The organism is Sunxiuqinia elliptica (assembly GCF_900113005.1).
Lineage (GTDB): Bacteria > Bacteroidota > Bacteroidia > Bacteroidales > Prolixibacteraceae > Sunxiuqinia > Sunxiuqinia elliptica.
The window spans coordinates 128,287-152,270 of record NZ_FONW01000002.1 but is presented as its reverse complement, the minus strand read 5'-3'; the positions used below and the strand labels follow the sequence as shown (position 1 = coordinate 152,270).

Below are 23,984 nucleotides of genomic sequence, written 5' to 3'. Positions count from 1 at the left end.
AATAGACTTAAATATTAAGGGTAGAAAATGCGTTTCTTTTATCCTTAAAAATGATAGCTCAAACCCGTAGAAACACCAATTGTGTATGGTTTGAAACTAACATCCGGATTATCATTTAACGAACCCAAGAAGTACTTCAACTGGGGTTCAACATGAATGCTAATTTTATTCGTAATTCCGTACCCAACGCCAACACCAATACTCGTACTGTAATTGAAAGTGTTCATATCGCGGGTTTCGCCAATGTGTTCGCGTCCAAACTGACTTCGGGCATAGGCATTATTCGCTACCAGCACACTGGTATTGATCCCTCCCAGCAGCTGAATATCAAAAGCTGCATCCAACAATTGGTAGCGTACGATCAATGGAATCTCGATGTAATCAAACGCCTGTTCAAACTCCGTTGCAGTAAGCAGAATTCCATCTTGTGAAGAAGGAGATTCAAAACTATTGCTCAACTTAGCATTACTCGGCAAGTTGTCAAGAGCAACAACCCCCGCAGCCGTGTTCATCAACATTTCTCCCGACCTTACAGCAACGGCTGTATTAAAATAAGCCAGTTCATCTTGGATATCGGAAGATGGCGGAGCAGCATCGGCATAAATATTCTCTGCCCGATAGGGTTGATTCGACGAATTTTGTTCCAACTTCGAATAGTAAACTCCACTCTGAACACTCCACTTACTGGCAGTTTTGTACTCCACCGAAATTCCGCCGCCCAGATTCAGATCACTGTTATTATTGGCAATTGCCATATCCCGCGCATAGTTGTTACTCTGCGAGTTATTGCTAATCGCATAGACAGGAGTTACCATGGCGCCAACCTGCCAACTTCCACTCTGTTTAGCTTCACGATTCGCTGCAAGCAAACGAGCATTTTCCTGAATTCGGGATTGATCCACAGAGCTTAACAAAGCTTCGTTTGTCGTTATTTTCTTCTGATTAATTGCTGCCAACTGATTCTCTTCCGGGAAGACTTCATCCAACTGAATATCCAGCAGGTTCAACAAACTAAATGATTCCTGTTCTCTGGCTATCTCATCTTGAGTAACTTGCTGGGTAACATTCCTTGCCGCTGCCACCAAGGGCTCGATTTGCTTTTCGCGAACCACTGGCTTAGCTTCAGTTTCACGCTCAATTAGCTCAGGCTGTTTACTTTCAGCCACCTGCGCCTCTGCAGTCAGCTCCTCAACCGCTGCGGCAGCTTGATCTTGCCCTTCAGCTTGCTGATTCGGAGCAACAATTTCCTGTTTCTCTGACATTAGGGTTGGGATTTCCTCCTGTCTATCCAACTGCCACTGCCATCCCAATATAAAAGCCAGCAATACGGCCGCAGCAACTCCTGTTCCCTTCAGATACAGGAAGAAAACATTGCGCCTTTTGCCAGCTTGTTGTTCGCGAATCCGATCCCACACATAGGATGGCGGATCTTGCTCAAAACCTTCCAATTTTGAACGGAACAACTCGTCCATTTTTTCATTATCCTTGATCATGCAGAATAATTATTTTCTATTTCACCAAAAACTTTCACCACCTTCTCTTGCAAAATTCCCCTGGCTCTGGCCAGGTTCGACTTCGAAGTGCCAACCGAAATTTTCATTTCCTTGGCAATCTCCTTGTGATTCATCCCTTCAAAAACATACAGGTTAAAAACCATCCGGTAACGCGGAGGAAGCTCATGAATCAACTTCATCAAGTCCTTTGCTGAAATGTCCGAAATAATCCGGTCATCAAACTCTGGAACCTCATAAGCTGCCATATCTTCCACGGGATGCATTACATGGTTTTTCCGGTATCTTTCCAGCGCCACATTCACCATAATTCGTCGTACCCAGCCCTCAAAAGAACCTTCATGACGATAGGACCCAATTTTTTCAAAGACCTTTAGAAAACCTTCCTGCAGATTATCTTCTGCCTCGGTTTCATCTTTGGAATACCGCAGACAAACCCCAAACATTTTGGGTGCCAAAAGCTGATACAGCTTAGCCTGCGCTTTCGCTTTACCAGCAGCACTATCGATAATGAGTTGCCTGAGGTCTTTCAATGTCTTTGCAATTGGTCCAGATCAAAATTAACAGAAAATGCCTAACTTTCTGCTTGTTGCTTCAATTATCAAGGCCTGCAAACAGACCTCATGGGTGATTTCAATCTAGAGATGGACAAAACCACCAAAAGGTTGCGTAACAAAAAAATGATTTTTTCTGAGTATCTGACGCAACCAATTCCAGGGGTTATCAATCTAATGTAACAGACAATCAAGCAAAACCTTAAAGCGATGAAACAGTTCTTCTTTCTATTTGGTCTATCATTTCTAATGAGTTCTCTGATCAGTTGCTCCAGCGAAGACATTACTGAACACGAAATCAGTGATATACAGCTGAATGACAAGTCAGCTCAACTTGTGAAAGCTGACAATGCCTTTGGATTGGAGTTATTTAAGGAATTAAACAAGGAACAGGAAGCAGGGAAAAACCTTATGCTATCACCATTAAGTATTTCGCAAGCATTAGCGATGACTTATAATGGAGCAGAAGGAAACACAAAAACTGAAATGGAAGCCGTTTTGCACAAAAGTGGCTTTACGCCTCAACAAATCAATGAATCTTACCAAAACCTGGTCAACGCTCTAACTAGTCACGATTCCAGGGTAGATCTGTCAATTAGCAACGCCATTTTTTATCGCAATGGGTTCAGTATAAAGCCAACGTTTATTTCAACCAACCAAACCTATTACAATGCTGAAGTTAAAGGCCTCAACTTTGAAGCAGAAAAAGCAACACGCGATCAAGTGAATGGGTGGGTGCGGGATAAAACCAACAACAAAATTGAAGAAATCATACAAGCCGTCAATCCTGAAGATATCATGTATCTGATTAACGCCATCTACTTCAACGGAGAATGGACTTTCCAGTTTGACAAGCAAGCAACTTCTGATCGCACTTTTTACACTTCAGATGGCAGCGAAATTCAGGTTTCCACCATGCAACTGGATAAGACAACACTTAATTACTCCAATACCGATTCATTTCAACTGTTGGAACTCCCTTATGGCGGTAAAAAATACAGCATGCTGATCTTCCTGCCCAACGACGCTTACACCATCAACGACATCATTCAGCAGATGAATCAGGAGCAATTGGATGAATGGGTTGACAACTTACATTCTCGGAACCTGAAGGTATTTCTTCCCAAATTTGAATTCAAGTATGAAAACAGCTTGGTTGACAACCTTCAAACATTGGGGATGACTGATGCCTTTAGCCCAAGCAGTGCAAATTTCGCTGGAATATCTGATCAATCAGGGCTTTCCATATCTGAGGTAAAACATAAAACCTATATCAAGGTTGATGAAAAAGGAACTGAAGCTGCAGCCGTAACGGCAGTCACAGTAGAAGTTACTTCTGTTGGTCCCGATCCTGTTTTCAACATTAATCGTCCTTTTGTTTTCGCTATTCGCGAGAAAGATACCAATGCGATGCTATTTTTAGGGAAAGTCAATAATCCACTGCTTCATGAGTAAAAGTTTATACTTTATCGCCCTATTGGCGCTAATCTTCGTTGGCTGTAATCAGTCAGACTTTAAAGAAGATCAGCGTAGCAAAGGAACCGTAGCGATCCTCGGAACCCTGGATTGCAGTGTTCAAATTGAGCTTGAAAATGGCGATCTTCTTCTCCCTCAAAATTGGACTGATTTTAAACTTGTTTCAGGTGATGAAGTTGAAATCGACTACCGAATTATTGGTGAGAATAATCGCTGTGGAGGCTCCAATTGTTTGCTAACAAATGTATCTGTGATCAAAAACGCATCTCTGGAAGCTCCAGACTACATTGATCTTTACGTTTCTAATTATGACAGTCTGAAAAATGATCCAGTTACGGTCTCCAAAGCTTATATTGAAGATGATAAGCTGATTGTTGAACTGAGTTATGGCGGAGGATGCACAGAGCATTCGATCAACTTAGTTCGCGTGCATGGCTGGTGCGCCACGCCACCAATTCCACCTCCTTCCTTTCAAATTCGTCACGATGCAAACAATGACGACTGCGAAGCCTGGATCAGTAAAACGTACCAATTTGATATTAGCCGACTTCAGGAGGGCAATGAAAGTCCGGTAAAAATATCGTTTTCAGCCAGTGGCTATGGCGATGACTACTTTCACACCAACTTAATTTACAACTATGAATAAGTTGAAACTACTACTGCTCGTTCTACCCTTTCTTTGGAATTCGGCTTGCACCAATACCAATGAAGTGACTGAACAACTGGGCACCACCGTCTATTTCCAATTTGAATATGTCAATCATGCCTGGGGATACGCTCACCAGGGATTTATCATTGACCAGGCGGGAAATATTTATGAATACAGCCAACCCGAAAATTGGAACTGGCCAAGTGAAGACAAAATAAGCAGAGACTTATTCAACGCAAACCTAAAAAAGGCTGAGGTGCGTCTTACGGAGGTCAAGCTCAATGAACTTCGCCAAATGGAAATTAAGGCTTTAAGTGCCAAAAATGGTTCACTTTCTGAAGCCAAACACGTAATGGCTGATGCAGGAGTAGAAAGTTATGCGATTTATTTAGCTGATGAAGATTCGGGAGAATTAACCAGATACCTACTTCAAAACCGAGGTGATTTCTATCAAAAGAACACCTCCAAGGCATCGGATGAAATCGTGAACTGGCTTATTACGATAAGGGGAGAAGAGGGCTATACCGATGAACATTTTGAATGACCAATCAACCGTTTTTAAATAATCCAATAAAAACAGCCGGCCACATTAACTGAATGATGTGGCCGGCTTATTTTTTTAACGTCTTCTCTTAGAACATTGGATCCCAAGGTGGAAGCATTTCTGCTTTTTTGCTATAAATATCCAACACTTTCTGGCTTACGAATTTCTTATGCACCACAACGCGAAACATGTATTCGTCAAACCATTTATCGGTAAAAGTCAAGTATCCTTTCTCGCCTGATTTTTCACCCCAGCTATTTTCAAATTGCCACTTCAACGGTTTTTCGTTCTCATCTACCTCAACAGCAATCAAAGACATACCATGGCTCGATCCACTATCGCTACTTTGAATTCGCTCAGTTTTATTCATTGTAAATGGTACATCATATACGGCGTCAAAATCAAAGTTATCCACATCCAACACGCCATAGTCGCGTCGAAGCTGCTTGCCAACATCGCAAGAAGCGTACATGGCCTCATTGTTCTTGATCGACTCAATACAGAATGACTTAATATCTTCGTTTGGAAGGTTGACATAGTGCCAGTTCTCACCCTCCTGCACATTCCGGTAATTTTCAATTTCGTAGTGCTTCCAGTATGGACGCGATGGATCATTCATCAACATTACGTAGTCATTCAACTGAATGTCGCCCAACACTTCTTTCATAAAAAGTTGCGGGGTATAGGTTTTTGCATCAACCAAATTTCCCGTTTTATCCTGGTAACGGTAGTCAAATTCTACTGGAGGTTCGCCCAGGTTTAACACCAACATCCGATAAATAACTGCCAGCTGCTCCACTTTAGTCGCCTGCAACTCTTTCTTGCTGGCTCCATTTTCTTTCAATTTTCTAAGTTCTAAGCCTTGCTCGCGCAATTTTCGTTTCAGCAGGCGAGTCATCCAACTGGTATTCTCGCTGGAATAAGTTTCTTCCATGGCCTCGCGTGGAACCATACCGTACTTATTGGCCAGATTGACAAAATTGATCCATTGCCCGCCATCGTCCACCGGTGAACGGAAGTACCACCGTACTTTTTGATCATCAAGCTCCAAATCAGCAGTGGCAATCATATTGCTCAAAAACAAATTTGATTTCTCGAACAAATCCCAGAAATACAGGTAATTCTCCGAGAACTCGAAACTTTTAACATTGAAATGCTCCCGGGCCATTGGACGGAAAATATTCAACGAGGTAAATAACCAACAACGTCCTGATTTCTTCTGATTTGTAATTCCAGATACATCCACCCGGTAGGTAAAATAATGATCTGTTGTTCCCTCATTTTCCCGGCTCCACGCCAAGTCAGTGATCGGATTCGACGAAAGCGCATTTTGCATTGCCTTCGTATAATTACTTTTCTCAAAACCAGCTCGAATCGTTTCCAACTCCTCTAAACTAACCGACTGGCCTACAACAAAAAATGGCATTAACAAGCCAAAAAGTAAACTCCACTTCTTCATAAATGTGTTTTTGTTTTTTAAAATCGATTGAGATGGGCTAAAATAACCATTATTCATCGCAAAAAAAATGAGGCACTGTGTCCAAACAATGCCTCATCCGATGATGCGTTTTTAGCACCTAAAAAATACTGTATGACAATCCAACCGCAACATTGGTGGTTGTTTTCTTGTAGATGTCGTTATAATCAGGTAAATCAGGATCGGTAAAGGTTACCTCTTGATCTTCGTAGAACGTGTTAGAGAATCCGGCATCCAAGGTCAACCGGTCAGCAAGTTTCCAGCTGATACCAAAAGCTCCCGTATGTGATGGATTACTAAATCCAAAATCACTTTGCCATGAAGGAGCAATTCCGGCATTGGAGCGCATACCTCCAACACTTACAGCAAATTTATCGCTCAGGTTGAACTGCAAGCCCAGCGCTAATTCCCAGTAGTTGTGATCAATCTCCCGGTTACGGATCTTCGTTGGGTCAACATCTTTCCAAATAGCCAAATCACGCACATTGTGTCCCCAACCGACTTGATCATCAAAATAACGGCTGTACGAAAGCTGTGCTTCAAGCCAATCCTTCGCCTTATACCCTACGCCCAAAGCCAAAACAGCAGGAATATCGCTACGGCTTTCTGCTCCATCAGGGAATAAGCCCAGATCGTCAACTTCAGTTTCATTGGTCAACTTAAGGGTTGTTTTCATTTCATAGCGAACGGCAATATTCAAATTCTCAATCGGAGAAATATTTACGCCAATCATTGGTGTAAAGCCCGTTCCCTTTTGCTTTGTATCCACTTCCTTATCTTCCAAATCACCTGCTTTTTCGCCTAAACTTGTTGCAGTTCCGGCCAATACAGCCGACGTCTGACTGAAACCCGTTTGCGCCTGGTTAACATTCAGAACATCAATTTGCTCCTGGCTGTACCCCAACGACATCAAGCCTCCTTCAATTTGAGTACGCTGAGTTGCATCGATGTAGCCGTTTTGCTCCAGTTGATCAAGGGTGAAGCTTCCTGCTCCATTGTCAATCAATGGCTGTAAACCTTGTGCTGCACCTGCCAACTGATCGGATTTTACACTCAGCATGCCACTTGTTTGTGTCAGGAATGCAGCAGCCGGAGTCATATTGCCGCCAACATTGACTTGAATATTCCGAATGGTGCCGGAATAATCGTTCGTTGAAGGCAAATAGCGCAAACCGCCATAAACTGATAACACCTCGTTTACTTTATAGGTTGCTCCCAACTGAATCCCCCAGAACACCGAGCTCCCTTCAAAAGACAAATCGGCATTGTAGCCTTGCACATCCAAGGCTGGATCAAGCTGTTTTAAACCAGCCAAAGCGGGTACAACTTTCGAAATCGGAATTTCAAACGAAGCCAGTCCCCGATCGAAATCAGCAGTTCCACCACCCGAGTTGGGTCCTAAACCAAAGGAAAAAGCCCAATCATTCTTTTTGTAAACAGCAAAAGCTGTTGGAAAAACCGGAATGGTCACCTCTCCCTCATACAAGCCATCATTTAGCAGCGGGAATTGACTGTCCACTGTTTTGTTTTGAAAAATTGTTTGACTGTAGAACGCAAAATGCCAGCCATCTTCCATTTTGATTAATCCGGCAGGATTGAAATAAACAGCATCAATATCAGTTGATGCGTTCCTGGAAAGCATCCGGATGTATTGCGCACTTTGGTTCGCATTGGTCAATACTCCACCTGCCCAAGCAGCTGGTAACAATAAAAAGCACACAACGGTTAATAAAGTTGTTCTTTTCATAAAAAAATTCATTAGTTCCAGCCGACAAAAGTAAAATTTTTTGTTCTTGAACAAAGCATTCATGCTGTAAATCAGATATTTACAAAACTTTAGACGAAAAAAGTCTTTTAGTCTAAAAGTTAAAAATGCGATTCAATCCTAACAAATGTCACTTTTAACAGGTGAAAATCAAGCTTCTAAATAAAAATCGAACAACAATAAAACGTACAAGAATTTCAGATTTATTTGTACGAAATAAAAAAAAAACAAGCTCATCAAACTTGACCAAAAAGAAAGAGGTGTTCCTAAAAATGGAACACCTCTTCAATGTCAAAATAGCAATATCTCTAAAAAGACTGATTAAAAGTTAGGGCCACCTGTATCCCACCACAAGCGAGTACTGATATCATCTGCACCACCTAATTTTTGAGTAGCATCAGCAATACCTTCCTCATTTCCGGTTCTTTCTGCCTCAACAAATGGCATCCGTTTAATCCATTCGCCTTCAGGAATCACACCCCAGTCAGAACTACTGTCGTTCTTATAAACTGTTGGGATTTTAGGATAGCCAGTTCTGCGGAAGTCAGCCCAAGGTTCGTTCGGGTTAAAGAATCCAGCAATCCACTTTTGAGTAATGATTTTTTCCAACTTCAACTCATCAGAGTCTGCCTCATTCCATTTTACGGTTACTGTAGAACGAGCAACAAAGTCGTTAACATCACCCGACGCTTTTGGGTCATTGTAGTCAATTGGTGTACTTGTGTCATCTGCCAAATACTCGTCAACACCACCGGCACCCCAATTTGCAAAAGAAGCACGAACTCCGTTTTCATAGTTTTCTTGTGCATTACCAGCGCCGTCCCAACCACGCAAGCTTGCTTCAGCCAAGTCGAAGTAAACTTCAGCAGCTTCCAAATAGTTTCTCTTAGTAATTGACTTGAAGCTTTCGTTAATCATGGAGAAAGAAGTACGATCGTCTTTAGCAACTAACTCAGCACCATTGCGAATCCCTTTGAAAGGATATTCAGGATGATCTGGGTACAAGCTATTGTCAGTTGCAGGTTGGAAGAACTTGTCAATACGACTGTCTTTCAAACCAACCAAGAAAGATTCCATGGCTGCAGACATTCTGGTATCATTCCATTCGAAACAGATAATGGCCAAATACAATTTGCTACCATACAATGAAATCGTGAAGTTATCGTCATTGCTCATAATCAAGCCAGCAGGGTCGTTAATGGCTTTTTCGCCTTCAGCTTTTGCCAGCTCGGGAGCTACTTTTGAAATACGAATTGCCAAACGCAAACGCAAAGAGTTGACCAACTTCATCCACTGGCCTACATCTCCATTATAGCTAGCATCAAACTTCTTCATTCCAGCATAATCTTCATTCGCTCTGAATACTTCCTGAATTTTGTCCAACTCAGTAAAGAACGTATTGTACAAGTCAGGTTCGCTATCGTAGAAAACTGTTGATTCAGAAGAACCATAATTTGAATAGATAACCGGACCGTGATAAGTTGTCAAACGTGATACTCCAAGAATACGCACCAAGCGTGCCCATTGAGCGAACACCTCGTAACCATCTTCTTCAGCAATTTCAATCACTTGTTTTGATGGCGCCATCAGAGAATTATAAATTCGGTTCCAGTAGGTATTCCAACGAATGTAGTAAGTCGTATTATTAACACCACTCACAAAAGGAGTTGGAGTTGCCATATAATCGGCAAATGATTCAGCAACCAGGTTTTCTTCAATCTGGTGTCCAAAAATATTCCCCAACATCGAAGAGAAATATGCCCCAACATGGTTGAAATCCTGTTTCAGCGACTCTCCACTAATTTCATAGGGATTGGTGTTCGCATCTTCAAATTGATCGGTGCAAGCTCCTAAAGCAAGAGCCAGCATCATTGTAAAAAATATCTTTTTCATAGTTGCGAATTGTTAAAATGTAATTTTTAGGTTAAAACCATACGTTCTAGTAGAAGGCAAGTTGAAGTTATCCAACGATTGCGATCCCAAGCCTGTATTCATGGCCAATTCTGGATCATAAGGAGCATCCTTGTAGATGAAGAACAAGTTCTGACCAACTAACGATACAGAAGCTGCTTTCAATGGCAAGCTAAGTTTCGTCATATCAAAATCGTAAGTCAGCGCCAACTGGCTTAAACGAACGTTGGTACGATCATACACATAAGCTTCCAAAATACCATTACGGTCACCTATTGTTGTATAGTATGTTTTAGCATCGATTTCGGTTACAGGAGTTGTTCCTTGGATGGCATTGATTGCAACCACACCACCATTGTCACGAGCATCGCCCGTACGTTTGCTTACTCCGTATCCATCCAGCATTGATTCTGTCTGGCTAACTACTTTTCCTCCAACTTTAGCGTTAATCAAGAAGCTCAATGAAACATTTTTGTATCTCATGCTATTATTCCAACCTAAACTCCACTCTGGTTCCAGGTTACCAAGATACTCACGTTCAGTCGTTTTTTGAGGTTTTCCAGTTTTTTCATCCAAAATAATTTGCCCTTGCTCATTTCTTTGGAATTTATAACCATACAAATCATAGAAAGAACCTCCTGCCAACAAGTAAGTTGAATAACCTTCAGAGCTTCCTAAGTCAATTCTCTTATCTTCAAATTCAGGAACCAGTTCTTCTACTTCACTGTTGTTTTTACTGTAGTTGAAAGTTGAGTTCCAGGTAAAGTTTCTGGTTTTTACCGGAATGGTATTAACCGTTAATTCAACCCCTTTATTCACAATTTTACCAGCATTGATGAAATAAGTGGTGTATCCTGAACCTGATGGAGCAGGAAGAGGAATGAATTGATCTTTACTATCTACATGGTAGTAAGTGAAGTCGAATCCAAAACGGCCATTGAAGAATCTCCAGTCAGTACCCAACTCGATACTGGTTTGCATTTCAGGTTTCAATGTTCTAAATGGTTGTTGCGTGTTTCGGTCAACACCGCCACCACTGTTAATGCTGTGCTGAGGATTAATTTTATTGAAAGGTACTTCGTTCGCTACGGTTGTACTTGATGCACGCACTTTTCCGAAGCTGATGAAGTCTGGTAGGGTCACCATTTCGCTAACGATACCAGTAAGACCAATTGCTGGATAGAAATAAGAATCGTTTCCGGTTCCGGCCAAAGTTGAAGCCCAGTCATTTCTTCCTGACAGGTCTAAGAACAACATCTCTTTGAATCCTAATTGGAAGTTACCAAAAACACCTTGCTTAATCACTTTCCCAGCATAGATTGAACGTACCTGAACATTAAAAGGTAGGTTTTGGAAGAAAAATTCATTTGGATAAAGTAAATCATTGGTTCCATTGTCAACAGCAATTCCGTCTCCCAGAACGGTTTCCTGGTAACTAGCTCCCAAGGTTGCATCTAAACTAAATGCACCAAAATCATTTTGGTAAGTAAAGATTCCATCGGTATAAACTGACTTATCTTCATACTTCTGATACTGCCATCTTCCGTTTGCAGACACGTTGGTTGGGTTAGAACCCGCAGCATGTTGTTGTTCGTACGACTTCACAGCATAATCAACGTTTCCACGAGCTTGGAACTTTAATTTGTCAGTAATGAAATACTCTAAAGTTGCACTTGCAATCAAACGCTTAGACAAGTCCGTTTTAGGTTCTTTGTTGATTACCCAGTAAGGATTTGACTGAAAGTGATCTTCTACAAACCAGTTTTGCAAATACATGTTCCGGTCAGTGTTGAACACCTCGTAATTATCTTTATAAGATTGGAAATCTTTGTCGCGTGGGAAAAGATACAAACCAGTTAGCGGGTTCAAGTAATAACCAGCTGTGTTCCGGTTGTCTGTTTTTTCAGAAACCAACATCACGTTAGAGCTCACCCGAACCTTGTCGTTAAACAACTTCGTTGATTGCTTAAACATCACATTGTGTTTTTGATAGTCGTTGTTAGGAACAATACCTGATGAGCTCGTATTTCCGTAAGAGAAATAAACTGATGTCCTGTTATTTCCACCATTAATTGAAAGGTTATTCACCAGGTTGTGCCCTGTTTGGAAGAAATCATCAACATAGTCGCTGTCATAATTTCCTTTTGTATAAGACCAGCTTTCTTTTGCTCCAGCTTCACTACCATAGTCAAACTGCAACTCAGGAGCTGCCATGATGCTCTCGAAAACAGCACTGGAACTAAAGGTTACATCAACACGGCCTTCTTTTGCTTTTTTAGTGGTAATGATCACAACACCGTTTGCTCCCTGGCTACCATAAAGAACGGCAGCATTTGCTCCTTTCAAAATGTTGATGCTTTCGATATCTTCCGGGTTAATCTGAGACAAACCGTCACCTTGGTCAGTTCCTCCCCACATACCTGGCTGCCCGCCTTTGTGGTTAACCATTGGAATACCATCAATTACATATAACGGTTCGGTCAGCCCACTTACAGAACGGCTACCACGCAATACCGTACGTGTAGAACCACCAGCACCAGAACTACTTTTTCTGATTTCCAGACCGGCAGTCTTACCACTCAGGCTGTTCATGAAGTTAATATCTTTCGATTTTAGAAGCTCTTCACCTGAAACCTGTTGAGAAGCGTAAGTCAATGTCTTTTTATCACGACGGATACCCAAAGCAGTTACAACAACTTCGTCAACATCAACGGCATCGCTTTCCAACATCACATTAATCTCCGTGCGATTGCCAACAACTTCTTCCAGTGTTTTCAAACCTACGAATGAAAATACAATCGTATCGTTATCGGCTGGCACATCAAGCACATATTGACCATCAAAATTGGTAATCTGACCAATTGTTGTTCCTTTAACCAACACCGATACGCCTGGAATAGGTTCTCCGGTATCATCAGTAACAACTCCCTTCACCGTTTTTTTCTGTTGCTCCACCTGGAACAGATCAGAATTAGGGGAAGCTGCCGTAGCGTTTGCTGTTCCCAACAAGGTAGAGCATCCTAGTACACATAGCGCTAGCACGAAAATTTTCTGAAGTTTAAATTTTCGGCTCCGAACTATCCTCAAAGGGACAGACGGTACACTTTGCTTCATTTTTTTCATAAATTTGAAGTTTTTGGGTTAATAATGTTTGTACGATGTTATTCACTCATGCCGGGCGGTGTTGCAGCACTTTCCGGCTTTTTTTATATTCTTGATATAATAATTTGCTCGTTTTCCTCCTTCACTTTAATTTCCATAAACTCAGCAATCACTTCCAGCACTTGCCCTACTGAGCTTCTGAGATCTAAATAGCCCGAGAAGGTTTCCTCTTCCAAGGCAGACTCTGCAATCCGGATGTCCGCATTATAGTAGCGGGCCACCTTCTTGAGAATATCTTTCAATGCCAAATGCTCAACAAACAAAAAGCCCTCTCGCCATGAAGTATAGCACTTGGTATTTACTTGCTTTTGTTCCATCAGCTTGCTTTCCAAATCATAAACCGCCAATGTACCCGGCTCAATGACCGTTTTTGATTTTCCCCATAACTCATCTCCATCAAATTGCAGTTCAACGGAGCCACTTTCCAACACCGTTTGTGTGATTTGCTCATCAGGATAAGCCGTTAGGTTAAAGACGGTTCCCAAAACTTTCACTTCCAAATTTTGGGTAATAACATGAAAAGGATGAGCGGCATTATGACTGACCTCAAAAACAGCTTCTCCTTCCAGGTAGACTTCTCTCTTATCCGACTCAAAGCGAGCTGGATAAACCAAACGAGAGCCAGAATTTAGCCAAACACGGCTGCTGTCGGACAAGCGAAGCATGGTGCGTTTTCCATAAGGAACCACCACCGTATTAAAAGCCATTTTTTTATCAGTCAACTGCTGATCAACCGATTGAGTCGCATCAATTTTCACTTGGTCTCCGGCTGTGGTATACTCAATTTTTGATTCTTCCGAATCGATCACAATCTCTTGAGCTCCGGAAAGGAACAAGCGCGTTGAAGCACTTTCTTCAACGGGAGTTATATCTTCTACATACGTTCTAAAATCGGATAATTGCTCCATTTGAAATGTTGCAGCAAAACCTATGATAAGCAAAATAGACGCAGCAATTCCCAACTGACTCCAACGTCTTTTTCTTTGATAATTCTGAATACTTTGATTTAATTGATTCCCGAGTTGTTTCTTTTCTTCTTTTGGGAAGCCTTTGCGCAGGCTGGAGAGGTCTTTCAACAAGGCTTCAGCGCTCTTCAGCTCATCTTCTGAAAAAGTATCAGCACCCGATAAGTAAGTATCGCCTACTCTTTCTTTTTGAGTCTCATTTCCCTTGATAATCAATTTCCCTCTTTCGTGTTTCTTCCTACTCATAAATCTTCCCATTACTCTTATCGTGGTGCTAATTCAAAAACCATAAGGACAGTTTTTGAAAAATATAGACGCTCAGAAGAAACTTTTTTTCACTTTTCTCTGCAACAAACAGATAAGACACTAAAAAACAACACTTTGACAAGAGCTATTTTTTTCTAAATAAAAGCTACTAGTTGAATGATTTTGTCCTGAAGCTGAAGACTGGCTAGAAAGTAAATTTTACGGCAGCACCAATGGTTCGGGTAATTGGTAAGCTAAAATTATCCAGCGCTTGGTCCGTATTTTTGGTGTTCAAGGTAATTTCCGGATCGAACGGAGCATCTTTATACAAAAAGAAAAGGTTTTGTCCGGTCAACGAAACAGCGACCTTTTTCAAACGCGAATGTGGTAAGTCAAATTGGTAGGAAAGGTTCACCTGGCTAAGTCGAATATTGGTACGATCGTAAGTATAAGCTTCCTTAATTCCGTTACGATCGCCAATGTAGGTATAATATTTCTTTGGATCCATACTGGTTACCGCAGTGCCGTCGTAAGCAACAGCATTAATGGCAACGCCTCCGTTATCTCGAGCATCGGCTGTTCGTTTACTAACACCATATCCATCAAGCATTGCTTCGGTCTGGCTGATGACCTTCCCGCCAAACTTCCCTGAAAACAGAAAGCTAAAAGAAACATTTTTATAATGAAGCGTATTGTTCCAGCCCAAGCTCCAGTCAGGATTTGAGTTACCAATGTATTCTTTATTACCGGACTTCATGATATTTCCATTCTTATCAAGCATGATTCGTCCCTGATCGTCACGCTTAAACTTATAAACATACAAGTCGCCGAACGATCCACCTTCCTGAATAATCAACTGATACCCTTCATTATCAGACAAACTAATTGGATTTGTTAGTCTCGGATGCAAAGCCACAATCTGATTTCGGTTGTGAGAATAATTCAATCGCGACCTCCAGCCTAACTTTTTCGTTTTGATTATCTCGGTATTCAGAGACATCTCCAAACCGGAGTTAACAACCTCTCCTGCATTCACAAAGTATTCGGTATAACCTGACCCGTATGGAGCAGGCAAAGCAATAAACTGATCCCGACTGTTGATGTTGTAGTAGGTTAGGTCCACACCAAATCGTCCACCAAAGAAACGCCAATCTCCTCCAAACTCAATACTTCGGATCATCTCCGGTTTCAAATTCGTAAATGGCCTCCGGGTATTGATTTCAACACCTATCTGTGAAATGGTGTTGTTGGGACTGACTGAATTGAAAGGAACTTCGTTAGCCACCATCGCATACGATGATCTTAATTTGGCATAGCTGATAAAATCCGGAAGATCAACGAGCTCATTCATCAACACGGCAATTCCTGCCGATGGATAAAAATAAGAATCATTCCCCGTTCCATATAAGCTCGAAGCCCAATCGTTACGCCCTGAAAACTCCAAGAATATCTTTTCTTTATACGATAGTTGGAAGTTCCCAAAAACAGCCTCTTTAATCAAGCTACTTTGCAAAATTGAGTTGATCATCACATTATCTGCAATGTTTTGAAAGAAAAATTCATTTGGATATTTCAAACCATCCAGTCCGGTATTTACACTCGTTCCCAAACCATACTTGTGCTGCTGGTAGGTTCCTCCAAGCATCGCATCAAACCTGAACTTCCCTATTTTTGTATGGTATGAAAGAATGGCATCAACATAAACCAATTCATCCGAAAACTTCTCGTATTCCCACGATCCATTCGGATGCACATTAGTCCCATTTGAACCAGCCTTATTTTTTTGTTCGTGTGTGCGTACCGCATAATCATAATTACCTCGCACGAGTAGATTCAGCCGTCGACTAAATTGAAAATCGAGCATGGCGTTAACAATCCCACGCCGAACATGATCTTCATTCTTCTGATTCTGAATGATCCACTCTGGGTTGGATTGAAAATGGTCTTCCACAAACCAGTTCTGCAAATACATGTTCCTTAAAGGATCGAACACCTGGTAATTTTCAGCATAGCTCTGATAGTTCAAATCTCGAGGGAAGAAATAAAGCCCAGTTAACGGGTTCAGGTAGTAGCCAGCAACATTCTTGTTATTCACAATCTCATTGGATAACATGACGTTGGAACTAAAATCCAACAAACCATCAATCAATGAGGTGGACTGTTTCAACGTCAAGTTGGTCTTATTGTATTCATTTTCCGGAATAATCCCGCTAATGTTGGTATTTGAAAGAGAAAAGTACACCACTGAATTATCGTTTCCACCACTTGCCGACACCGTATTTACCAGGTTTATACCCGGTTTAAAAAAGTCGCGTATAAACCGATCAGAATAGTCTCCCGGCGTGTAAGACCAACTTTCCTTGGCCCCACCAAAACTTCCATATTTATACTGAAGTTTGGGTAATTCAAGAATCGTTTCCACGCCACAACTTGTGCTAAAAGTAACCTCAGAATGTCCTTTGTGCCCACTTCGTGTGGTTACCAGAACAACCCCGTTGGCCCCCTGACTACCGTACAGAGCAGCGGCATTGGCTCCTTTCAGAATGCTGATACTTTCAATATCTTCTGCATTCAACTGAGATAAACCATCTCCTCCGTCTTTCCCCCCAAACATTCCCAATTGACGGCCTTTGTGATTGGCCATCGGAATTCCATCAATAACAAAAAGAGGTTCGCTGGTCGTACTTAATGATTTATTTCCCCGAAGGATCACTTTCGTTGAACCTCCGGCTCCGGCAGCACTTTTGGTGATTTCAATTCCCGATATTTTTCCTGTAAGCAAACTTACATAGTTGTATTCCTGACTTTTGGTCAACTCTTCGCCACTAATCGTTTGCATCGCGTAAGTCAGCGACTTCTCCGCTCGTTTAATTCCCAACGCTGATATGATCACCTCATTCACGTCAAACACCTCCGAATTGAGCGTTACATTAACTTCATCGCTTTCACCAAGCGTCACTTCTTTCGTCTGCATGCCGATGTAGTGAAAAACCAAGCGATGGCTATTCTCCGGTATTTCGAAAGAGTAAGTGCCATTATCATCGGTTGTTGTCCCCGTATATTTCCCCTTTACAATGATTGAAACTCCTGGGATAGGGCTCCCTTCATCATCAGAGACGGTGCCAGTAATCGTTCTCTTTCCGGATCCAAGCCGGATTTTCATAAAGACATTTTCCTCATCTCCCACCTCATGTTTGGGAATAATGATAATTTGGCGATCGAAAATTTTATACTTTAAATCGGTTCCGACCAAGGCTTGGTCAAGAATGTTGTCGATCGATTGATTTTCAGCATCAACCGTAACCTTAACATCTACATCGACCTGATCGTCTTTATAGAAAAAGATGTATTCACTCTGCTGCTGAATAAGCTCAAAAACAGCCCCTAAAGATGTCTTTTTTAAGCGAATAGTCATCTTCTCATCTTGAGCTCTTCCTACAGCACACAAGCAAATTAAAATGAATAACAGAATATGTTTTTTCCCCCTCATGTATTCTTCACCCGAAAAAAATTCCCATTTATTCTTAAAAGTTTCCAGCCCTAAGTTATTTCAGGTTTCTCCTCCTGCTACTGTTTCTGCTTTCGTTTAATTATAATCCGATCATGGTCCTTTTCAACGTCAATATTAATGACTTCTGAGATTATTTCAAGTATTTGATTGGCATTATTTCGTAAATCCAATAATCCAGAGAAAGTTTCCGAGGCCAGCTGTTCATCTTCAACATGAATTTCAACGTTGTAATACCTCGCTATTTTTTTCACAATATACCCCAGTGTTTTCTTTTCTAAAAACACATAACCATCCTTCCATGATGTGTAATTGCGGGTATTTACCTGGCTGTGATTCATGGCACCATCCTCTGGCGAATAACTCGCCTTGGTTCCCGGAGTAAGAATGTCTTTCTCATAACCAATCAGCCTTGTTCCTTTGTATTTCAGTTCCACCTTTCCGCGCTCAAGAACGGTGTTGACCGTCTCATCATCCGGATAGGCACTAACGGCAAACATGGTTCCTAAAACCCGAACATCCAAATCATCCGTATAAACATAGAAGGGCTGATCTGCTCGGTGACTGACATCGAAAATTGCGGCTCCCTCCAGATAAACCTCCCGTTTATTATCATCAAACCGCGAAGGATAAACGAGTTTTGAACCTGAATTCACCCAAACAATACTGCTATCGGAAAGTGTAATTTTGGTTCGTTTTCCAAAAGGCACCAGCAAGGTATGAAGATTCATCTCGGCAGCAAGAGTCGTTTTTGTGTTTTGCTGAATCGAGTTTACCTCAATGGAGTTCGTTATCGAGGAATATTTAATGCTCGCTTCTTTATCCGTAATCTTAAGGTCATTCCCTTTTTCAAGAATAAGCTTTGTTTGCCCCGCTTGGGGATCAACAGAAAAGTTGGAAGCGAAACGCAAAAACTCGGAGCGATTGGTTTCCACCAACGAAACAACGGCAAGAGCAATCAGCAAAATCGCTGCAATTGAAGAAATTTGCCCGATACGTCGCCTCTTTTGGTGCTGTCTTATGGATCTATTTAGTCGATCCTGAAGTTCGTTTTGCTCCCTCTCATCTATCCTCTTTCGCTGTGTTTTTAGTGCCTTCCGAATATTGTTTGCGAATAACAGTTCAGCTTCATCAAGCTCCGGGATAGCCTGAAGGCCTTTCGGGTGACTCAGCAAATCATCATCAATCAATATATCTTCAGCTCGTTTTTTAGAGGTTTTATTGGTCATCTTAGGTTTAGTAGATTATATCATCATATCAATAGCTGCGCATTACATAAAACAAAACAGTTATCTGGTTATCTTTTAGGTCTTCTCTTAACGTTTTAACCGAACGGTACACCAAGGTACGAACTGACTCCAAGGAAATATCCATAATACTGGCCACCTCGGAATAAGGTAACTCAACGATAAAACGTAAATTCAGTGCCTCTTGTTGTCGCTCAGGCAATTGCTGAATGGCTTTTGCTAACTTTTGAATATCATCCTGCAACAGATCCTCCCCACCATCGCCCTCACCGCTATCATTCCATTCCAGCGATTCAGCAGTATATATCAATTGTAACCGCCCTTTTTGTTTAGAACGTACCTTTCTTTTTAAGGATTTAAACAAGTAATTCCTAATACTATTTGTTTCTGAAAGATTTTTCCGATACTTAAAAAGCTCAAAAAATAAATCATGTATACAGTCCTTCACATATTCCTTATCGCCAGAGTATACCATCCCAAACGAAAAAAGAATATCAGCATACTTTCCATACAATTCGTTAAACGCAGAAGTATCCCCTTTCTTCAACCTTTCCCACAAAAGATAATCAGCATTGATCTCTTTACGCATAAGTAGTCCAATAATCTACGCACCAAAATTACCATTTTTATTAGATATCATACAAATTCATCCATGAATTATAAAACAGGGAAGTATCTGAGAAAAAGACTCATGTGTCTTAGTCTCCATTCCTATCCGACAAAAAGGGACTCATAAAAGTAAGCAATCTTTCAATCTGTAAAAACAAAACATTAATGGCATAAAAAAAGGGGCTAATAAAGCCCCTTCGATTTCGATTTAATGCTCTCAATAGCATCTATTGTGAACAATCTTGTCCAATTTCTTTTCTAAAATTCAATATCATATAAGCCCTCTCCATCCTCGGTGAACTTATCAATACTGATATCGGTCATCGGGTGTTTGATCAGCTGCATTAACAAATCAGGTCCAATTGTAGCCGAATGTGAACCATGCATGCTTACCCGATGAATTTGGTCAACGGTTTTAAAACTGGCCGCCAATACCTTCGTATTTAAACCATACTCCTTCATGTTTTTCACAATATCACTTACCACTTCAATGCCATGCGATGAAATGTTATCCAGGCGGCTCACATAGGGAGCAACAAAGTCAGCTCCAGCCTTAGAAGCCACCAAAGCTTGCTGTTGTGTAAAAATAGCCGTTGCAGTTACTTTAATACCGCTATCCTTCAATATGCGCATCGCTTTAAAGCCTTCAGGCATTACCGGAATTTTGGCATAAAAATTATCGCCCAAGTCAAAATACGATTTGTATTTTTTTGCTTCGCGCACAATGTCCTCACATGTTTGGCTCATCACCTGCACGTGCAACATGCCTTCGCCCACAATCTTTTTCAGTTCGTCAACTGCTGCGGAAAGCTTCATTCCGCTTAATTTCAAAATTGTAGGGTTCGTTGTTACTCCCTCCAAAGGGAAAAAATCATACAATTCTTTCAAGGCCGAAAGGTCGGCCGTGTCTGCCATGTAAATCATGCTTTTCTTTTATTTCTGGTTTTTTATCGATCAGAGGGAACCATTCAGCAATTCCCACTGATCATGCATCTCTTTCTCTCACTAAATATCTTCAGCATGGGCTAACAAGTACTGCTCTGCTTCGACCGACCAAAGGTCGTTATTCTTTTTACAGATCTGGTGTAATTCAGCAAACAACGGATCAGATTTACCTTTTTCTTCAAATTCACTAATCGCTGTCAACGGAATTGATTTATGTGTGTAAATCAACTTTTTACCTCCCGGAATGGCTGGCAAGTTCAAGGTGGTATCAATCACTGCATTCAGGCCACCAATATGCGTAACCAAGCCTGCAGGATCCAATCCTTTTTCAAACATCTCCAAAGATTCGACCATGTCGTCATTATTTCCTCCAGAGGTTCCCACAATGTGCGTCGAGGCATAGTGAACATTGTAAAAGTTCATCTTAGCACTGAAATCAGCATTGCTTGGTCCTGCAAAGAAGTTCAAACAACCATCATTCGCAAGAATTGCATCACCCTGCTCAATGACAGCTGGCACCGGAGCAAACACAAAAACATCATTGTAACCTTCATCGTCGGTTAGTCCACGCATTTTAGCCACCGGATCATCGCCACTGGTATTCAAATAAACCAACTCAATTCCTTTGGACTTTGCCCATTCAACCGGATAAATTGAAGCAGCACGATCCAAGCGATCCTGATCAATATCAGTCACCACCATCAAAGAAGGCTTCCGATCTTCGCGCATAATCACATAATTGATCGCAGCCAATCCCATTGGGCCAACACCGGCCAGAATTGCCATTTTCCCGCCATCAACAATCTCCATATCGTGCTTGTAGGAACCAGGAGTAGTGTGGTAGTTGGCATGCATCGCACCAATCACACAGCTCAAAGGCTCGGCCAACGAAGCCGGGTAATAACCGGGGCCATCATAAACCAACAAACAATCTTGCTCCAGCACATCCTTGGGAATGATTACGTAAGTGGCATCTCCCCCAATATGAGGATACGAATAACCTGGTGCACTCAATACGCCCACAGGGCCATCAGCATAATAAATCGCCGGCTGAATGGAGAACTTTTGCCCGGCCTTAAATTTATCCTGCCATTTTACGCCAACCTCAACCAATTCGCCGGCAAATTCATGCCCGATAATGATTGGATTCTCGGCAACATCGTTAGGAATACGCTTATGGTCGGTTCCCTGAGTCGCTGCTTTGTAGGACGACATGCAAATACTGTCAGAGACAACCTTTGCCAATACTTCATCTTCCCGGATTGCCGGAAGGTCAAACTCTTCCAGTCGCAAATCCTTTTTTCCGTATAATCGAACTGCTTTTGTCTTCATATTTTATCCTTTCATTTTTATAATCCATTGATTCCGATTTTATTTCGAAATCGATCTACTGAATAATCCTAAAAAGAAGGCCTTAATTCAGCATATTTTGCCCACCGGTTACCGGAACAGCTTGTCCGGTTTCGTACTCTTGTTCCATGACGTAGAAAATAGCCCGCATCACATCCAAGGGAGTACAACCACGACCAGCCGGCACCTGTGCTTCGTAAAACTGTTTTACATCTTCCAGCGTTTTCGCGCCTGGCACCTTCCCAGCCCGCAGGTATTGTACAAACAAGCCATTTTCGGGATCAGCCCATAACGGACCGTCGAAAAAGTTACCCGGACAAATAGAGTTCACCTTAACATTAAAAGGCATCAATTCCAAGGCAAACGACTGTGTCAGGCCAATTCCTCCAAATTTACCTCCGGCGTAAGCAAAGTTTTTATTACTTCCTTTCAAACCTGATTTTGAATTAATTTGAATGATATCTGCAAAATGATCGGGTTTGAAGCGATTTTGTAGTTTCATCACGGCCGATGCATACTTGGAGCAAATGAAATAAGCTGAATAATTCACTTTCGTCATCAGCTCAAAAGTTTCCGGAGTCATTTCATCCAAACCGCCAGCCCGAAGAATTCCGGCGTTACTGATAAACGTATCCAGCCCTCCAAAATAGGTAACTGTTTCGCGAATCAGATTTTGAACCGACTCTGCCTTGGAAACGTCGACGGCAACAAAAAGCGCTTTGTTTTTTCGCTTAACGTCATTCAACTCATTGGCAAAGGCCTGTCCTTTTTCAGCATTCAAATCAGCAATCACCACATTGGCACCATGCTCCATCAGCTGCTCAACAATTCCAGCACCAAAACCTTGCGCTCCACCAGTCACAACAATCACCTTGCGATCAGCTCTTCCAGCAGTAGCTCCTAAAGATACCTTAGAACGATATTGCTCCACTTCCCAGCTTTCAATAAAAGCGATTTGTGCTGAAGTCATGGGATGCTGTCCTCCAAAAGACTCAGCAAATTGAGCAATCCGACAATGGTCCGTCACAACATCAACCAAAATTTCAGCTCCTTCAGCATGATCGGCAATAACCAACACGCCCAATCCGGAAGCAAAAATTACTTTTGGAGCTTTACCTTTCTCTGCGGTATATTTTTGAATTTCTTCTTTTACAGTAGTTAGAAACGTTTCAACATTACCCGCAAAATCAACATGCAAAAAAGATGAGTTAGCATAAACAATTCCATCGGGCGTAAAAGGAGATGCAATGGCTTGCTGGTTCTCTTGCTGCAAGTATTTATTAAGTAGGCTGCTGTTTACCAAACGAACCGTTTTCAGTTCATCGCCTGACACCATCATCCGGATGGCTGGGACAATTTGGTCTGCCTCGCTGGCAAGTTCCAACGCCTCATTGGCTGGCTCTCCACCATAAACAGCATCCAGCGTTTCTTCAATCAAATTATAGTTCTTGTGGATTTCCTCAATCGTATTTCCACCAACAAAAACACCGTGGTTTTGCAGGAAAATGATTGCTGGCTCCTGACCTTTCTCGCTCCGGTAGTTTAAAACGGCTTGTTCAACCACTTTAAATAAAATATAACCCGGGTCTTCATAAGGAATGTAAAGCACGCTGTCTCCAAACAGCTCAGCCGTTTTCTCAGCAGCCTGCTGGCTACACATCAGCCCATTGACCTTGGTTGAGTGGGTATGCACCACCAACGAAAAGTCCATCAAATTGTGAAATGAAGTCTCCACCGAAGGACGCTGCCCTTTTTCAGGCTCTACCCGGCTTCTCATCAAATCAGTTACAATTTCAGCTTCGCGCTGCAGTGAATCCTCCGAATACGTCTTCGTATTCATTTCAGCCAACTGTGCGCGGTCAAGCTTGGCAAAGCCAGCTTCATCAATGGTAGCCAAACCAAAGCCACTGGCCTTTACCCACAGGTATTTATCATTTTTATAAGAAGTATTTCCGCCGCCGGCCAACACATAATCTTTTTGTTGCCCATAAAACTTCGATACTTCGATAAGATCTTTTATTCCTTGTTCCATTTCGTTCAAGTTTCAAATTCTAAGTTCCGAGTT

At 41.7% G+C, this 23,984-nt stretch carries 16 protein-coding genes; 3 read left to right on the top strand and 13 right to left on the bottom strand.

What is annotated here, in order from left to right:
- Nucleotides 1-44: 44 nt before the first annotated feature.
- Together BM156_RS05315 and BM156_RS05310 are read right to left on the bottom strand one after the other, a co-directional pair.
- A complete protein-coding gene (locus BM156_RS05315; protein ID WP_093918808.1) occupies nucleotides 45-1,493 on the bottom strand; it encodes an outer membrane beta-barrel protein in 1,449 nt (482 codons plus the stop codon).
- Nucleotides 1,490-2,044: an RNA polymerase sigma factor gene (locus BM156_RS05310; protein ID WP_243745369.1), complete on the bottom strand. Its 555-nt coding sequence runs from the start codon at nucleotides 2,042-2,044 to the stop codon at nucleotides 1,490-1,492. The genes BM156_RS05315 and BM156_RS05310 overlap by 4 nt, the downstream gene beginning before the upstream one ends.
- Nucleotides 2,045-2,275: 231 nt before the next feature.
- Between BM156_RS05310 and BM156_RS05305 the strand changes: the two genes are divergently transcribed.
- The 3 genes from BM156_RS05305 to BM156_RS05295 are packed head-to-tail and all read left to right on the top strand — an operon-like array spanning nucleotide 2,276 to nucleotide 4,734.
- Complete coding sequence (locus tag BM156_RS05305) at nucleotides 2,276-3,520, top strand: serpin family protein (RefSeq protein WP_093918807.1); 1,245 nt, start codon at nucleotides 2,276-2,278, stop codon at nucleotides 3,518-3,520.
- A complete protein-coding gene (locus BM156_RS05300; protein ID WP_093918806.1) occupies nucleotides 3,513-4,187 on the top strand; it encodes a hypothetical protein in 675 nt (224 codons plus the stop codon). Before BM156_RS05305 ends, BM156_RS05300 begins: the two co-directional genes overlap by 8 nt.
- On the top strand, nucleotides 4,180-4,734 hold the full coding sequence (locus BM156_RS05295) for a hypothetical protein (protein WP_093918805.1): 555 nt from the start codon (nucleotides 4,180-4,182) through the stop codon (nucleotides 4,732-4,734). Before BM156_RS05300 ends, BM156_RS05295 begins: the two co-directional genes overlap by 8 nt.
- Before the next feature lie 88 nt (nucleotides 4,735-4,822).
- Here BM156_RS05295 and BM156_RS05290 read toward each other — a convergent pair whose 3' ends face one another.
- From BM156_RS05290 to BM156_RS05240, 11 genes are all read right to left on the bottom strand, one after another.
- Complete coding sequence (locus tag BM156_RS05290; RefSeq protein ID WP_093918804.1) at nucleotides 4,823-6,193, bottom strand: C1 family peptidase; 1,371 nt, start codon at nucleotides 6,191-6,193, stop codon at nucleotides 4,823-4,825.
- Nucleotides 6,194-6,311: 118 nt separating this feature from the next.
- On the bottom strand, nucleotides 6,312-7,958 hold the full coding sequence (locus tag BM156_RS05285) for an OmpP1/FadL family transporter (RefSeq protein ID WP_139218217.1): 1,647 nt from the start codon (nucleotides 7,956-7,958) through the stop codon (nucleotides 6,312-6,314).
- Between the two features lie 339 nt (nucleotides 7,959-8,297).
- Nucleotides 8,298-9,869 (bottom strand): SusD/RagB family nutrient-binding outer membrane lipoprotein, encoded by a 1,572-nt coding sequence (locus BM156_RS05280; protein WP_093918802.1) that lies wholly within the window; start codon nucleotides 9,867-9,869, stop codon nucleotides 8,298-8,300.
- Nucleotides 9,870-9,881: 12 nt separating this feature from the next.
- Nucleotides 9,882-12,929, bottom strand: a complete 3,048-nt coding sequence (locus BM156_RS05275) for a SusC/RagA family TonB-linked outer membrane protein (protein ID WP_166642779.1) — start codon at nucleotides 12,927-12,929, stop codon at nucleotides 9,882-9,884.
- A gap of 164 nt (nucleotides 12,930-13,093) precedes the next feature.
- Complete coding sequence (locus BM156_RS05270; RefSeq protein ID WP_170846870.1) at nucleotides 13,094-14,260, bottom strand: FecR family protein; 1,167 nt, start codon at nucleotides 14,258-14,260, stop codon at nucleotides 13,094-13,096.
- Nucleotides 14,261-14,465: 205 nt separating this feature from the next.
- A complete protein-coding gene (locus tag BM156_RS05265) occupies nucleotides 14,466-17,675 on the bottom strand; it encodes a SusC/RagA family TonB-linked outer membrane protein (RefSeq protein ID WP_170846869.1) in 3,210 nt (1,069 codons plus the stop codon).
- Between the two features lie 152 nt (nucleotides 17,676-17,827).
- Nucleotides 17,828-18,997 (bottom strand): FecR family protein, encoded by a 1,170-nt coding sequence (locus BM156_RS05260; protein WP_093918798.1) that lies wholly within the window; start codon nucleotides 18,995-18,997, stop codon nucleotides 17,828-17,830.
- 28 nt (nucleotides 18,998-19,025) lie between these two features.
- Nucleotides 19,026-19,604, bottom strand: a complete 579-nt coding sequence (locus tag BM156_RS05255) for an RNA polymerase sigma factor (protein WP_093918797.1) — start codon at nucleotides 19,602-19,604, stop codon at nucleotides 19,026-19,028.
- A gap of 278 nt (nucleotides 19,605-19,882) precedes the next feature.
- Entirely contained in the window at nucleotides 19,883-20,548 is a 666-nt protein-coding gene (locus BM156_RS05250; RefSeq protein WP_093918796.1) for a transaldolase family protein, read from the bottom strand.
- Nucleotides 20,549-20,629: 81 nt separating this feature from the next.
- Nucleotides 20,630-21,901 (bottom strand): zinc-binding dehydrogenase, encoded by a 1,272-nt coding sequence (locus tag BM156_RS05245; protein ID WP_093918795.1) that lies wholly within the window; start codon nucleotides 21,899-21,901, stop codon nucleotides 20,630-20,632.
- 82 nt (nucleotides 21,902-21,983) lie between these two features.
- Nucleotides 21,984-23,951: an SDR family NAD(P)-dependent oxidoreductase gene (locus tag BM156_RS05240; RefSeq protein WP_093918794.1), complete on the bottom strand. Its 1,968-nt coding sequence runs from the start codon at nucleotides 23,949-23,951 to the stop codon at nucleotides 21,984-21,986.
- Between the last annotated feature and the right edge of the window lie 33 nt (nucleotides 23,952-23,984).